General features: G+C 37.9%; 17 protein-coding genes. 11 read left to right on the top strand and 6 right to left on the bottom strand.

Going from position 1 to position 13379, the window contains the following annotated elements:
• Window positions 1–4 precede the first annotated feature (4 nt).
• The 5 genes from ACFFIX_RS13855 to ACFFIX_RS13835 are packed head-to-tail and all read left to right on the top strand — an operon-like array spanning window position 5 to window position 3602.
• Complete coding sequence (locus ACFFIX_RS13855) at window positions 5–793, top strand: enoyl-CoA hydratase/isomerase family protein (protein WP_378934907.1); 789 nt, start codon at window positions 5–7, stop codon at window positions 791–793.
• A 21-nt stretch (window positions 794–814) separates the two neighbouring features.
• The gene (locus tag ACFFIX_RS13850; RefSeq protein ID WP_378934905.1) at window positions 815–1660 is read left to right on the top strand and encodes a 3-hydroxyacyl-CoA dehydrogenase NAD-binding domain-containing protein; all 846 of its coding nucleotides are present in this window, start codon (window positions 815–817) and stop codon (window positions 1658–1660) included.
• Window positions 1661–1705: 45 nt separating this feature from the next.
• Window positions 1706–2761, top strand: a complete 1056-nt coding sequence (locus ACFFIX_RS13845; RefSeq protein WP_378934903.1) for a phosphotransferase family protein — start codon at window positions 1706–1708, stop codon at window positions 2759–2761.
• 32 nt (window positions 2762–2793) lie between these two features.
• On the top strand, window positions 2794–3243 hold the full coding sequence (locus ACFFIX_RS13840; protein WP_378934901.1) for an FAS1-like dehydratase domain-containing protein: 450 nt from the start codon (window positions 2794–2796) through the stop codon (window positions 3241–3243).
• On the top strand, window positions 3240–3602 hold the full coding sequence (locus ACFFIX_RS13835) for a MaoC/PaaZ C-terminal domain-containing protein (protein ID WP_378934899.1): 363 nt from the start codon (window positions 3240–3242) through the stop codon (window positions 3600–3602). The genes ACFFIX_RS13840 and ACFFIX_RS13835 overlap by 4 nt, the downstream gene beginning before the upstream one ends.
• A gap of 333 nt (window positions 3603–3935) precedes the next feature.
• On the opposite strand, the gene ACFFIX_RS13830 is transcribed toward ACFFIX_RS13835, so the two are convergent.
• The 3 genes from ACFFIX_RS13830 to ACFFIX_RS13820 form a co-directional block, all read right to left on the bottom strand.
• Window positions 3936–4142, bottom strand: a complete 207-nt coding sequence (locus ACFFIX_RS13830; RefSeq protein WP_378934897.1) for an aspartyl-phosphate phosphatase Spo0E family protein — start codon at window positions 4140–4142, stop codon at window positions 3936–3938.
• A gap of 251 nt (window positions 4143–4393) precedes the next feature.
• Complete coding sequence (locus ACFFIX_RS13825) at window positions 4394–4579, bottom strand: phage holin family protein (protein WP_378934895.1); 186 nt, start codon at window positions 4577–4579, stop codon at window positions 4394–4396.
• A 600-nt stretch (window positions 4580–5179) separates the two neighbouring features.
• Window positions 5180–6316, bottom strand: a complete 1137-nt coding sequence (locus tag ACFFIX_RS13820; protein ID WP_378934893.1) for a S8 family peptidase — start codon at window positions 6314–6316, stop codon at window positions 5180–5182.
• 326 nt (window positions 6317–6642) lie between these two features.
• On the opposite strand from ACFFIX_RS13820, the gene ACFFIX_RS13815 reads away from it, so the two are divergent.
• Window positions 6643–7914 (top strand): tetratricopeptide repeat protein, encoded by a 1272-nt coding sequence (locus ACFFIX_RS13815; protein WP_378934891.1) that lies wholly within the window; start codon window positions 6643–6645, stop codon window positions 7912–7914.
• Window positions 7915–8069: 155 nt separating this feature from the next.
• The gene (locus tag ACFFIX_RS13810) at window positions 8070–8435 is read left to right on the top strand and encodes a hypothetical protein (RefSeq protein ID WP_378934889.1); all 366 of its coding nucleotides are present in this window, start codon (window positions 8070–8072) and stop codon (window positions 8433–8435) included.
• A gap of 122 nt (window positions 8436–8557) precedes the next feature.
• Here the strand turns inward: ACFFIX_RS13810 and ACFFIX_RS13805 are convergent, their stop codons facing one another.
• Entirely contained in the window at window positions 8558–8887 is a 330-nt protein-coding gene (locus tag ACFFIX_RS13805) for a MerR family transcriptional regulator (RefSeq protein ID WP_378934887.1), read from the bottom strand.
• Window positions 8888–9080: 193 nt separating this feature from the next.
• Between ACFFIX_RS13805 and ykzB the strand changes: the two genes are divergently transcribed.
• The gene (gene ykzB / locus ACFFIX_RS13800; protein WP_378934885.1) at window positions 9081–9221 is read left to right on the top strand and encodes a protein YkzB; all 141 of its coding nucleotides are present in this window, start codon (window positions 9081–9083) and stop codon (window positions 9219–9221) included.
• A gap of 9 nt (window positions 9222–9230) precedes the next feature.
• Here ykzB and ACFFIX_RS13795 read toward each other — a convergent pair whose 3' ends face one another.
• Window positions 9231–9491: a hypothetical protein gene (locus ACFFIX_RS13795; protein WP_378934883.1), complete on the bottom strand. Its 261-nt coding sequence runs from the start codon at window positions 9489–9491 to the stop codon at window positions 9231–9233.
• Window positions 9492–9662: 171 nt separating this feature from the next.
• Between ACFFIX_RS13795 and ACFFIX_RS13790 the strand changes: the two genes are divergently transcribed.
• Complete coding sequence (locus ACFFIX_RS13790) at window positions 9663–9875, top strand: stress protein (RefSeq protein WP_378934881.1); 213 nt, start codon at window positions 9663–9665, stop codon at window positions 9873–9875.
• A 42-nt stretch (window positions 9876–9917) separates the two neighbouring features.
• Here ACFFIX_RS13790 and ACFFIX_RS13785 read toward each other — a convergent pair whose 3' ends face one another.
• Entirely contained in the window at window positions 9918–10691 is a 774-nt protein-coding gene (locus ACFFIX_RS13785; protein ID WP_378934879.1) for a nucleotidyltransferase domain-containing protein, read from the bottom strand.
• Window positions 10692–10904: 213 nt separating this feature from the next.
• Between ACFFIX_RS13785 and ACFFIX_RS13780 the strand changes: the two genes are divergently transcribed.
• Both ACFFIX_RS13780 and ACFFIX_RS13775 read left to right on the top strand, forming a co-directional pair.
• On the top strand, window positions 10905–11363 hold the full coding sequence (locus tag ACFFIX_RS13780) for a MarR family winged helix-turn-helix transcriptional regulator (protein WP_378934877.1): 459 nt from the start codon (window positions 10905–10907) through the stop codon (window positions 11361–11363).
• 583 nt (window positions 11364–11946) lie between these two features.
• On the top strand, window positions 11947–13158 hold the full coding sequence (locus tag ACFFIX_RS13775) for a M14 family zinc carboxypeptidase (protein WP_378934875.1): 1212 nt from the start codon (window positions 11947–11949) through the stop codon (window positions 13156–13158).
• Window positions 13159–13379: the final 221 nt, after the last annotated feature.

Raw genomic sequence — 13379 nt, 5'->3', positions numbered from 1 at the left:
CCTTTTGCAAAACAAAAGCTGGGCATTTATTAACCTTGAACGAGAAGGTCCTTTAGCAATTTTGACAATAGAAAATCCACCTGTGAATGTGCTGACGGATGGGGTTCTAAACGAATTGGATTTGGCAATCGAAGCGGCACTTTCAGTAGAGGATGTCAGAGCAATTATCCTTAAGGCCTCAGGTGAGAAGGCGTTTGTAGCGGGCGCAGATATTGGGCAATTCCCAACTCTCACAAAGCAAACGGGCATCGAGCTTGTTGAAAAAGGCAAAAAGATATTCGACAGGCTGGCTGATGCGCGAGTGCCTGTGATTTGTGCCATTAATAGCTTAGCCCTTGGAGCAGGTCTGGAACTGGCTCTTGCTTGTGATATACGCGTGGCGGAAGAAGGCTCGAAATTAGGATTGCCAGAGACAGGTCTGGGCATTTTGCCGGGTTATTCTGGAACTCAGCGGCTTTCCCGTCTTGTAGGACCGGGCAAAGCAAAAGAGCTGGTTTTGACAGGTGAATTGCTGTCTGCGAAAGAAGCGTATGAAACAGGTCTTGTGGAAAGAGTGGTTCCCAATGGGGAATCTTTTGCAGAAGCCAAATCAATAGCAGAAAAAATAGTCGCAAAAGGTCCAGTGGCAATTGCCAATGCAAAAAAAGCAATAGACAGAGGATTTGAAATGACACTTGAAGAAGGACAGAAATTAGAAACCCAATTATTTTCCGAGCTATGTGAAACGGAAGACATGCAGGAAGGTGTTAAAGCTTTTAAAGAAAAAAGAAACCCGGTTTTTCAGGGGAAATAAAGTTGAAAGAGTGATGGATGAATGGAGAAAATTGCCGTAATCGGGGCAGGCATCATGGGAAATGGGATCGCTCAAGTAGCGGCAGAAGGAAATTATAAAGTATTATTATACGACGTGAATCCAGATGGACTTGAACGAGGTGTTAGGCGGATTGAAAAGACGCTGAAGCGCAATGTTGAAAAAGAAAAAATTAATCAGTTCGAGGCGGATAGAATCAGAGGAAGGATCATCACGACCAGCAATATCAAAGATCTAAAAGATGTGGATCTAGTTATTGAAGCCATTATTGAACAAATTGAGCCTAAAAAGGAATTGTTTGCAGAACTAGACCAATTATGTAAGCCGTCCACGATTTTCGCTTCAAATACTTCCGGGCTGAGCATTACGGAAATGGCCAGTGCGGTTAAACGGAGCAACCAAGTGATTGGTATGCATTTCTTTAACCCCGTTCCGGTCATGCAACTAGTTGAAATCATCCGGGGAGAACAAACGAGCAATGAAACTTTTCAGAAAGCGCATGAAGTTGCCGAAAGGTTCCATAAAGTGGCAATTTCTGTGAAAGAAGCTCCGTTATTCGCCGTAAATCGTATTTTGACACCGATGATCAATGAAGCCATTTTTGTGTTATCGGAAGGAATTGCTTCAGCAGAAGACATCGACAAAGGCATGATGCTCGGCGCTAGCCATCCGATTGGGCCACTCGCTCTGACGGATCTAATCGGTCTCGATACGATGCTTTTTGTAGCAGAGACGCTATATAATGAAACAAATGATTCCAAATACCGTCCTGCACCTTTATTGAAAAAATATGTTCGAGCCGGACGTCTGGGAAGAAAATCGGGAGAAGGCTTTTTCAAATATGATTAAAAGAAATTAACTTCGATGAAAATGCCGGTTGAAGGAGAGATCACTATGAGTGCTGCAAAACAAAAAATAGGAAACCTACAAGAATTTATTGACTGGGAAAAAGTTGAAAAACATCTTCGGATTTCAATAAACGGACTGCCGGAAGGGAAACTAAATGTCCGGAAATTTTCCGAAGGCTATTCGAATTTAACGTATTTACTCAGCATCGATGACTGGGAAGGTGTGTTGAGACGTCCTCCTTTCGGTGAAGTTCCTCCGAAAGCGCATGATATGGAAAGAGAATACCGGATGCTGGAAAAAGTAAATCCTGTCTTCCCGCTTGCTCCAAAGCCTTACGTCTACTGCGAAGATCTCGCTATTATGGATAAGCATTTTTATGTGATGGAGAAAAAACAAGGTGTGGTGATCGACGACAAGCTGCCGAAATCTTATGGAGGTTCCGAACAAGCAGGTCCACTTATTTCAAAAACTGTCATTCAAACTCTAGTCCAACTCCAGTCAATCGATTTCAAAGATGCCGGACTAGTAAATATGGGCAAGCCGAAAGGATTTATGGAGCGCCAAGTAAAAGGATGGATCAATCGATACGACCATTCGAAAACAGAAACGATGCCGAATTTGGAAGAACTGGAAAAGTGGCTGATCGCTAACCTTCCAACCAATTCCGAAACGACCATCGTGCACAACGATTTTAAATTAAACAATATGTTACTCGATGCAAAAGATCCTGGAAAAACAGTCGGCATTCTCGATTGGGAACTTTCAACCATTGGAGATCCTATGAGCGACTTGGGATCAACGGTTGCTTACTGGGGACAACAGCAAGATCTTGATATGGGAATCAATATCGTAACCGATCAGCCGGGCTTTTTCAGCAGACGTGATTTTGTAGAAGAATACGCCAAACTGAGCGGACGTGATGTTTCGGATATTTCTTATTATGTGACATTCGGATTTTACAAGTTGGGTGTCATTTTGCAGCAAATACATTATCGCTGGAAAATGGGGGAAATTGATGACGATCGATTTGGTGATTTAAACAAAGCTGTTTTGAATTTATTTGAGATGGCGAATCTGACAAGAACTAATCAGCTGCTGTAACAAGAAAATTCACAGGGAAGTAGGTGAGGATTTTGGCTAAACTTTCAACAGAAAACCTGGTATTCGATTATTCGCCTTTTCAGGTTGAAGCCGGGAAAATAAAAGAATTTGCCCTCGCTCTTGGCATCAGAAACCCAATTTACTTTGACAAAGAATCGGCTGTCCAGAAAGGCTACAGGGACATTCCCGCTCCGCCCACGTTTGCAACGGTTATAGATTATTGGAATGACCTGGATTTCTACCAGATGTTAAAGCAGTTGGAACTCAAACCGGAAGATGTCTTGCACGGTGAGCAAACATACGAATATATAAAAGACATTTTTGCCGGCGAAATAATCTTCGCGCAAGTGTCGCTAAAGAAGCAGTATCATAAAAAAGGGAAAAATTTCTTTTTTCTTGAAACAATTTATAAAAATCAAAACGGAGAAATCGTTTTAATCAGTCGTGCGACACTGATTCAACTATTGGAGGTGACATTGTGAACGAATTGTCTCCGATTATCAAACGTCCGGTCGAGCACATCGATTTAGTGAAATACGCTGGAGCTTCCGGAGATTTTAACGAAATTCATACAGTATCTCATACTACTCGTGAAAAAGGGTATTCTGACGTCATCGCTCACGGTATGTTTTTAATGGGATGGGCAACACAAGCGATTATGGAATGGTTTCCTCATCGTCGTTTTCATGTTTTCAAAGTTCGTTTCCAAGCCGTGACTCATCCAGGAACCGCACTTACCATCAAAGGTAATTTAGAGACGAATGACAACGGAGAGGTTGAAATTGTTGACTCCAAAGGGGATATAAAATTGATAGGGTATTTCGAACTTAAGAGAGAATAAATGTACAGATAATTTATTCGAACCATTTATTTTGTAGATTATCATATTAAGTCGAACGGGTAGCCATTAACACATCTTACTACAGGTGCGGAGTTGAAGAATATTGACAGGTAGAAAAACCCCTTTCGTAAATGGCCGGACATCTAAAAGAAGTAAGGGCACGATTAAGTATGAGGTGAATCATATTTCACCTCACACAGTTCTTCAACTCGTCCTAAATGTGTAATAATTAGTGCCCTTTTCCGAAATCTAGGATAATGATTACACACTAAAAAGCCCTACACTGATTGGAAGATCCAATTACGTAGAAGCTTGTCTTCATTATAAATTGCTCTACTTTTCTAAATTCTTATAAAAGGGAGAGAGCTCTTTACTGTAAAAGCCTGATGGAAATTCACTCATTTTCAAGTTGAGTAGCTGATCAAGATTCTGGCTTGCTTCAAGTGTTCGTTGGGATACCAGCCCATCTTTTGCGGCAACTTCAATCATTTTTTTACGGTATTCTTCAATAATTACATCAAACATGCTCACGACAAACACCTCGCAACTCCATGACTAAGACAAAAAGTCTAGTACTCCTATTATCGGATATTTTTACCTGATTTTAATAGTGTAAATATGCTTTTAGGAGTATTTATTTTGAGAATTTTTAATTAAGAAAGGAAGGTAGGTCCTATGAGGAAATATATGGTTATTTGTTCTAATACATTGTGAAAATGAAAAAAGCTCGACTGTGGAGTGTGGAGTTATCCTCTAGTCGAGTTTTTTTGTGTTTTAGTTTGATTGAGTTGTTAAAGCTTTCCGAGCAACTTTTTAAATTCTTGATCATATGCTGATGCAAGCATTCCAGAGATATAGTCCACAATCACAAATAGAACGAGCGCATCTAAAAGTAGAGTCATTGAGCCAAATAAATAGCTTATATATCCACCTAGAAAAGCTGTCCCGAACTTATATAATAATGCGATATGTTCCATCTTGTTCCTCCAATACAATTATATTCATGTGAAGTTATCCGTACTTATTAATAGAATATGATGATAGGAATAGGAATGAGCAGGGGGTCGGGAGGAATAAAATCTGCATCTTTATATTTTGTAAGTTAGCTTTTTAAAAATTTCAGGATTTTAAGAAAGTGGGATCTGTAGTCTATTTTTACATATGGTTGGAAAGCTGTAGTTTCTGTGATGCTCATTGAAAAAAGTATCGTTCAGTAGGATTATTAAAACGTGTAAGGTATATTAACTTTATGAGCAGTTTAAAAAAATCAAGTTAGTTCATTTTACTGGTGAAATTACTGGAGGTTCATTGAAGATTGAAGTTGAAGGAATTGTAGACAGTAATGGATAGGGGTATCTGGACTTAATGAATCTTGATACTAAAGAACTTCGGGATGCAAATGTAACAAAACAAATAGTAATAGATTATTAAATTAAAGGTTTTATTCAATAACTTAATTACAAAAAAAAGAGGTGGTCGTCCTCAAGTATTCTACAGCGCTTGAGGACAACCACCTTCAAATAGGAAGAAGCAAATGAGTGTGCCTTAGCTATTCACTGTTTTGGACAAAATATCGTTTATTGAACTGCGGCTTCAACATTGATTAGTCCAGCGCCGTAATAGAAAGGGTCACCTAAGTTTGTTGCTGTGTTGCGAAGTCGTTCACGAACTTGTACGTTTGATAGATTCGGATTTTTTGAGAGAATCAATGCTGCTGCACCTGCAACATGTGGAGAGGCCATCGATGTTCCATTAAACGAATCATAGCCATTTCCTGGCACCGTGCTTAAGATATTGACTCCAGGTGCCATCACTTCTAGCTCTGAACCTACACTTGAAAAAGAAGCACGATTGTTGTTCGAGTCAACTGCGCCAACTGCAATTGCAGAAGCGTATTTTGCAGGGTATCCGATTGTATTTCGTTTTCCTTTTGAACCACTGTTTCCAGCCGCCGCTACGACAACGACACCACTGTTGTAGGCGTTATCCACTGCTTGTTGAAGTGCAGTTGAGCCTGAACTGCCACCTAAACTCATATTAATAACATCCATATCGTTATCGATGGCCCATTCAATTCCTTGAGCAATTCCACTATATGAACCACTTCCAGCAGAATCCAGCACTTTCACCGCGAATAACGAAACATCTGGTGCCACACCCAAAACCCCTACTGTATTATTAAGTGCTGCAACTGTCCCTGCTACATGAGTACCATGGCTGTTTCCATCAGCAAATGGATTTGGTTCATTTGCGATGAAACTAGCACCACCTGTAACATTTAAATCTTGGTGTGAAGAATCGATTCCTGTGTCTAGAACAGCTACCTTTACGCCTGCTCCTTTAACACCTGTAGATTGGACGCGATCCGCTTTAATTTGGGGGATCCCGTAAGGAACGGTTTGACCAATTGCTGTTGCTTGAAAATCTTCTTCAACAAAGGAGACATTCGGATTGTTTTTCAAAGCTTTAACTGCTGCTTCTGGTAAAGAGGCCGAGACAACATTCATGTGTCTGAACTGATGCTCGACTTTTCCGCCTATTTTTGAAATCGTTGTTGCTTTTGAAGATTTACTAGTAAACGAGGTTTTAAATCCAATTAAGTAGTCTTTCTTTTCAAATGATGGGGAATTAGCATGGGCAGTGGTACCAGAGAAAATCATCGCGAAAACTATTAGAAACGGTAATAGAAAACTAGCAAACTTCCACTTTTTCATTCATTTTCCCTCCTGAAATATTTATTGAAAAATCAAGCATCACAAGCATGCCCGGGATGCTTTGTGAATAGTTTGATTATTCTATTAACTATACTACTAGTAAATGTGTGAATAGGGTATTGGGAAAGTGAGAAAGATTAATCAACATAAAACGTGATTAAACGCTAATGCTTTCTTCCTATTAATAAAGAGTAGGAAAGTAGGACACTTAAAACGACAATCATTTGTACAAAATAATCCGACTTTCCCAACCTCTAATTAGAAGGAATTAGCATAATAAAGAGAGAAGGATACATAAAGTTATAGTGTAGATGAGGTGAGCTCGGTTGGAGATAGGTAGTCGTATAAGGTTCTACCGCATTCAGCAAAACATGACGCAAGAAGCTTTATCAAAGAGCATTATTTCCACTTCCTACTTATCAAAAATTGAAAATAATCAAACAACTGCAAGTATTGAAGTTCTTGATTGTCTTTGTGAAAGATTGAAAATACAGCTGATTGAAGAAGAAGAAATCACCCTAATGAAAAGCCTCTTCGATTGGTACGACAACATTGCATACCGCAATTTAGATGCAGCAAAGAAACAGTACAAAGAACTTCAAGTTTCAGTAAAGAAATCGAGTGATACGAGCGCTTTTATTTATTTTGTTTTGTTTGAATTCAGGTATTTTCTATTAATTCAAGAGTATGTTGAAGCTGAAGAATTGCTTGGGAAGATCCACTTGTTCCGTGATATTTTCGAAGACAAGATGACGTATTATTATGAGAAATTTGTAGGTGTTTTTCATTATGTAAATGGAAAATATAATGTAGCCTTAGGACACATGAAAAATGCAGAACGCTTTTTAACGAGGCATCTTTCTTTCGAAAAGTGGGAAGAAGCGGACTTGTATTATTCGATATCGTTGTGTTGTAGTCAATTGAGAAAGCATTCTCTGGGCATTCAATATGCAAATCTAGCTCTTCATATTAATCAATCAAATTATGAGTTAAATAGGTGTGCAGAATGTCACATGTTATTGGGGATTAATTATCAGAGAGAAGAAGAGTATCAAAGATCATCTGAGAATTATGATTTAGCAATGAAAGTTTCAGAGTTGTTGAATGATCTTGTATTAGAGGGAAAGATCTATCACAACTATGGCTACCTTTACAGCGCGATGGAGAAGTATGAGGAAGCGATTAATTATTTTATAAAAGGTATTTCAATAAAGGGAACAAACAATAATCAACCGAAATCCTTAAGTTCAATATTAGGCATTATTAATGCTTATTATAAATTAGCTAGGATGGAAGAGTGTAAAACTTGGCTAGAAGAAGGACAAAAGGTTCTCAATGAACAGTTTAACGAAGAATACTCAATCCATTTTAGAATTTATCATTTCTTGGTTAATAAAGAATTCAAAAATCAATATGAAGAATTTTTAACTGAGATTGCCATTCCATACTTTCTCACTCGGGAAAAACACAACTATATTATCGAGTATGCTGAAGGATTGGCAAAGTACTTTGAGGAAATACACAAGTACAAGTCAGCAAGCTATTATTATCAAATTGTGATGAATGCTTTAAAAAAGCAGAGTCAAATAAATTATTAATATAGAAATGAGGGGTCAAAAATGAAAAAAATTCTATTTGCTTTACTTGCAGGATTGCTACTATATGCATTCACTCCGGGTAATGTCTCGCTAGCAGTAGATGCGGACTATCCAGAAATCAGATCGACTAAGCAGCTCTAAGGGCCATCTTCTTGATGGTTCTTTTTTTAGTGGCAGTTCGACCGAAGGAGTTACTGACACTTAAGAACGTGATTGCACTAGATTTATATAAGGATAACTTGTGTAATCTGAATCCAGTTCCGAGCAGAGGACGTTCTAGTGCAGTCAATGCGACAGGAAGTCGACCATTACTCGTCGTTATAGCGACAGTGTCAACTCTACCAGAATCGTTACACAAATTAGCACATTTTTCTATGCTAATTAGGATGTCGAAAAAGATCATATTTTGCCGAAACGTCGATATAATGAAATTTTCGAAGATAAAACCCGCATTATCGGAGATGGAACGACTATTTTCAAAGATAGAGGATCATTTTTGGAACAAGAACACTTTTTTATAAAATAATCTTCATTGTTAGAATAAACCCATCACTTAAAATAAGCACACCTATGTTTTTTTTCTCACAATAAAAATGCCCGTCTCTATCCGCTTTTAAGCAAGTAGGGACAAGCATTTTCACATTTAACGACGATGGCGGAATTGGGCATTGAGTTGACCTTCGAGCATTTTTTTGCGAGCTTGTGCTTCGGTGATTTGTTTTTTTTCTTTAGTACGCATTTCTTTTAGAATTTCGGTTGTTTGTACGCCTTCTTCACGTTTGTTGGCAATGTCCATTAGTGTTTCAACATCAGCAAAGGAGTACTTCCTCGTGCCACGCTCATTTCGATGTGGATGGATGAGCTTTCGTTCTTCATAATAACGGATTTGCCTCAATGTTAACCCTGTTAACTCACTTACCGTTCCAATCGAAATCACTTTCTTTTCCTTATATGAGCGGTCTTGTTGAACCATTTTCCCGCACCCCCTCAAGGAGACTCTTTTGGTAAGTATATCGTTAAAAGGGGGGATTTTCTTCCTTTTTGTGAGATTTTCTCACATGGAAATGAAATAGTTAAAAAACTTCGGAAGATTTCATTTCAAAAGTGATGTCAAGGTCCTTAGTAATTTGTAAAATGATCATAAGGTGCTAAGGGGTGAATGAAAGATGGAAACTTACAATGCAGTGGAAATTGCTAAAAAAATTATTGAATTAGATGTGAAGAGGGATGAGTTGCTTGAGGATTTGATGAATTTAGCAGGCAATCGGGCTTTTGAATTACTAAGATTCATGCAAAACAAGAAATAAAGTTAAAATTTATAAAGCCTCTGCTTGTTGAACAATTAAATCCGCTTGATGAAGAAGTACATCACTTAGATCCTGTATAAACTCATCACTGAAAAGAGCAGTCACCTCTTCATAACGTTTGTTGTCAAAATTGTAAACAGTTAGCGAAGGTTTGTGATTTTTATTAAAAATGGCTAAATAAAGCTGTGAGGTTTTTGGTTCGGATTTGTTTAAGTAATAAATGTCGAGACGATCACCCAGTACCTTTTTTGCAATTACTCGAACGTCCATGTTCATTTCAACTCCTATCGTTGAAACTAGTTTCGACGCTGTTACCTATCTTTAAACCCTTGTTTACAATTTTAATAGTAGTTTAGAAAAACTTTACATTCCTTTAATCGTCCTATAACAAAAATGAGGTACGTTATAGATAGTAAATTATTAGAGTGGAGTTGAACCGTCATGAGTAAAATATTACAAATCGCTCTTGATGAACAAAGAAATTATTATTTTCAAAAGTTGCTAGCGATTGGTGTATACAATATGGACGTTATGAAAAGTATGACAAATACAGAATTACAAAAAGAGTATAACTACTTTTATCATAATATTCCAGCGATCAAAAGAAGCCTGCAGAACGTTCAGAGTATACAAATGGACACGAACCAAAATTAGCTACACCAATCACCTTATTTAGATTGGTGTAGTTTCCAGCAGTCACTTTGGCCATATCCGATTTAATGTTGACAAAAAAAACTCATTTAACTCATGTGTTGAAAGGTTTTTTTCATGGGATAGATTTTTGAGAGCATCTTCAATCTCCGTTATTTTTTCTGCAATAAATTCGTTTAAGCAAGATATTTTTTGTTGGCGATCAAGTTCTTCACCTTGTTTTTTTTTCCGAAGCAGTTGATTTATTTGATTTTTAACTTCTCCGTCTTCTAGTAAATCTTCAATAAGTGTTTGAAATAAAATCGGGGGTGCAGATTGATACTTTTGGATCCACATACAAGCTAGAATGGGGCGGAGTACGTAAAAGTATTTTTTTATTCTCACAATATCTTGTTGCAGGTAGTCGCGGTTATTGCCTTTTGCCATGTTTAAATAGTGATGGGTTGCTGAAACAGATGAAAAGGCACTTTCTATTAACGTCTTCATATCGTTTGTAAACTCTTCATCGAACTCATAAACAATCGGAGAGCTTAGCCATTCTACCAAAGGAGGATTTGACTTTCTTAATAGTTTTAAAGTCTTTTTTATATCCCAACCGTTAATATCCAGTAAATCAGAAATGGGCCGCTCAATCACATCTCTGCCTTCATCAATCGTTAAATACCACTTCAAAGGACGAATGTAAATGAAACGAACATCATAGTCACTATCTTTTGATGGAAATCCCCAGGCCCTACTGCCGGATTCACATGCATATATTATTTTAATATCCTCAGATTGTTCGATGTCCCGTAGTGATTGACTAATTTTTTCTCTCATCATTTTCACCTCTAATCCTCTATAATTAGAGGATTTTCTTATATTGTACAATGTTTTAAGTGAAATTTATTAAAAGACTTCAAAAAATGCCGAAAAAATAGTAAAATGAAAGTGTTAGAATTTTAAGAACCTTTAATCTATATAATAATGTAAGGGCTACCAAATCAAGACCATTTCGTTTTGAAAATAAATCGTGAAGTAAGAGGCGATAAGATGAGATCATATACAGAGGAAGAATTAGAACGTGCGTTAGACTTATTCAAGGTATTTGCACGAGCATTTAAAAGTATTTCAGAGCATTCGATTCGGGATAGTAAAGAGCATGGCTTCAATCCGACCGAGTTTGCTGTATTAGAGCTTCTTTTTGCAAAAGGTCCTCAGAAGCTGCAGCAAATTGGCTCAAGGCTTTTACTCGTCAGCGGCAATGTAACCTATGTTATTGATAAGCTAGAAAAAAATGAGTTTATTTACCGTGAACAAGATCCGAAAGATAAGCGTTCGGTTTATGCAAAATTGACTGAAAAAGGACAAGCCTATTTGGATGAAATTTATCCAATCCATGCCATCCGAATGGCTCGTGCCTTTTCAGGATTGTCACGTGAAGAACAAGATCAGCTAATGAGCTTATTAAAAAAAGCTGGAGTCCACTCTCAGCATCTACTATTCCGCTAATCCCCAGACTTATGGGGATTTTTTTTTTTCTACTATCAGAATTTATATAATTCTAGGATTCAGTTTACGTTTCTAAAATCCAGCTCCAGCGCCTAGACCCTCGAGGTCATAAGTCAATTCTAAATTGAAGGCAAAGAGCGCCTTCTACCCTAGAATCGTCTTATGCTATGCCTAAGTCTGAACAAGGCGCTTGCGCTTTTTTAACATATAAGAAAGTATAAAATTTGATACTAAGTCTGCGTTTCTGAATCCAGCTCCAGCGCCTAGCCCCTCGAGGTCATAAGTCAATTCTAAATTGAAGGCAAAGAACGCCTTCTATTTAGAATCGCCTTATGCTTGTCGGGGCTGACCAAGGCGCTTGCGCTTTTTTTATAAAAACATACTATTCAGGTCTAAATAACTACACTAGCCAACAATATAGGACAAATTTCACATTTATTTCGAGACTCGAAATAAAACGACAAAACTAGTAGATATACTACAAAAATAGTAGCGGTCTCCACCTATATTTCAACACCCTTTACTCAATCAACTCTATAAACTAGTAATTGTAATTCATAAAACGAAGGAGTGACCTGAGAAAATGAAAGGTAAAAAGCTTATAACTGGTTTAAGTGTTCTAGCCCTCTGTGCTAGTTTAGCTTCACCAACTTTTGCAACGAACTCTACTAACGGAAACTTGACCAATGACAATCAAGTATATTCCGTAAATGGGTTCACAGATTATGCGGAGATGGTGAAACGACTTAAGCAAATCGAAAGTAATAGTCAAGGTAAAGTCGCTCTAGAAGTTGTCGGTCAATCAAACCGTGGAAGAGACATTTACAAAGCTAGAGTTGGAAATGGTGATCGAGTTGTCTTAATCGAAAGCGAGATTCATGGGAATGAGAAAACAGGAACAGAGGCATTGTTGAATATACTTCAATATGTCGGTTCTAGTAATTCCACTCAAGCGAAGAAGATTCGTGACGAGATTACCCTAGTTGTATTGCCAAAAATGAACCCTGATGCTTCTGAATTAGACCGTCGTGGAAACGACTTGTCATGGGCGGAAGTAGTGGAAGACTTCCCGCAGCTTTCGGAAGCTTCAAAACCAGCTTGGAATTATTATGCTTCAGGAGTACGACAAGAAAGGGATTATACGGGCAAACCAGGTTTTGATGTAAACCGCGATTTCAACCCAGATTTAAATTATGTGCCACAAGCTGAGGACTTTCCGGGGGCATCGAATAAACCAGGTTGGTACATAACTCCAGAATCACAAACGGTAAGAGACGTCTACAAGTCGCTACAGGCGGAGTTCGGAAAAGTGGATGTATTTGTTGATCTGCATCACCAAGGCCAATATTACGTAGAAGGTACGGATGACATTGTTACAATGTCGTTGTCTGCTGACTTTGTCCCAGATCCAAATACAGCAAGCGGTGCGAAATATGCTGAGTATGCAGATAACTATAATTTTGAATTCTCAAAACAATTGAACCTTGCTGCGTATAATGCACTGCAATCAATAGGAAACAACTCACCATTTAACAACATTACTCTTTATAGCCAAAACCTTGATCTACCTGGGACTGCATTAGGAAGTTTTGCCTTAAATGGTAGCGGCACAGTTCTTTTCGAGGTAAGAGGCCAGTCACATTCATTAGGTCAAAAGAAAAAAGGTCAACTTGTTAAAGCAGTAGAAACAGGGCTTTATGGAATTATTAATGGAGTCACTGACGGATCTGTTGAAGAACTAAATGCTGAAGAATACGACGACATTCCGCTTACATCATATTCACCGGGATTGTAAGATTAGTAATGAGTAAAAGCTGAACCCCTTTGACAAATCAAGAAAAGTTAAAATATAGTAAAAAGGTTCTCACATTACATAATGTGAGAATCTCAGTTTGTAGACAAAAGGAGTTCGGAATGCTCTCATTCCGAACTCCTTTTTGATTTTTTTATTGGATTTGAAGCAATTATAGAGAATAGTAGACCTCTCCGAGATCATCATTTAGGCCATTTTTGGAC

The sequence above is a fragment of the Metabacillus herbersteinensis genome, from assembly GCF_042433335.1.
In the GTDB taxonomy this organism is placed as follows: domain Bacteria; phylum Bacillota; class Bacilli; order Bacillales; family Bacillaceae; genus Metabacillus; species Metabacillus herbersteinensis.
Note: the sequence above shows the minus strand (reverse complement) of the source record. Positions and strands in the feature narration are given on the sequence as shown.

Coding starts and splice junctions, on each gene's coding strand:
- ACFFIX_RS13790 (WP_378934881.1), top strand. CDS start 9,663: ATGAGTAAAATATTACAAATCGCTCTTGATGAACAAAGAAATTATTAT.
- ACFFIX_RS13780 (WP_378934877.1), top strand. CDS start 10,905: ATGAGATCATATACAGAGGAAGAATTAGAACGTGCGTTAGACTTATTC.
- ykzB (WP_378934885.1), top strand. CDS start 9,081: ATGGAAACTTACAATGCAGTGGAAATTGCTAAAAAAATTATTGAATTA.
- ACFFIX_RS13825 (WP_378934895.1), bottom strand. CDS start 4,579: ATGGAACATATCGCATTATTATATAAGTTCGGGACAGCTTTTCTAGGT.
- ACFFIX_RS13850 (WP_378934905.1), top strand. CDS start 815: ATGGAGAAAATTGCCGTAATCGGGGCAGGCATCATGGGAAATGGGATC.
- ACFFIX_RS13785 (WP_378934879.1), bottom strand. CDS start 10,691: ATGAGAGAAAAAATTAGTCAATCACTACGGGACATCGAACAATCTGAG.
- ACFFIX_RS13775 (WP_378934875.1), top strand. CDS start 11,947: ATGAAAGGTAAAAAGCTTATAACTGGTTTAAGTGTTCTAGCCCTCTGT.
- ACFFIX_RS13845 (WP_378934903.1), top strand. CDS start 1,706: ATGAGTGCTGCAAAACAAAAAATAGGAAACCTACAAGAATTTATTGAC.
- ACFFIX_RS13805 (WP_378934887.1), bottom strand. CDS start 8,887: ATGGTTCAACAAGACCGCTCATATAAGGAAAAGAAAGTGATTTCGATT.
- ACFFIX_RS13820 (WP_378934893.1), bottom strand. CDS start 6,316: ATGAAAAAGTGGAAGTTTGCTAGTTTTCTATTACCGTTTCTAATAGTT.
- ACFFIX_RS13810 (WP_378934889.1), top strand. CDS start 8,070: ATGGTTCTTTTTTTAGTGGCAGTTCGACCGAAGGAGTTACTGACACTT.
- ACFFIX_RS13795 (WP_378934883.1), bottom strand. CDS start 9,491: ATGGACGTTCGAGTAATTGCAAAAAAGGTACTGGGTGATCGTCTCGAC.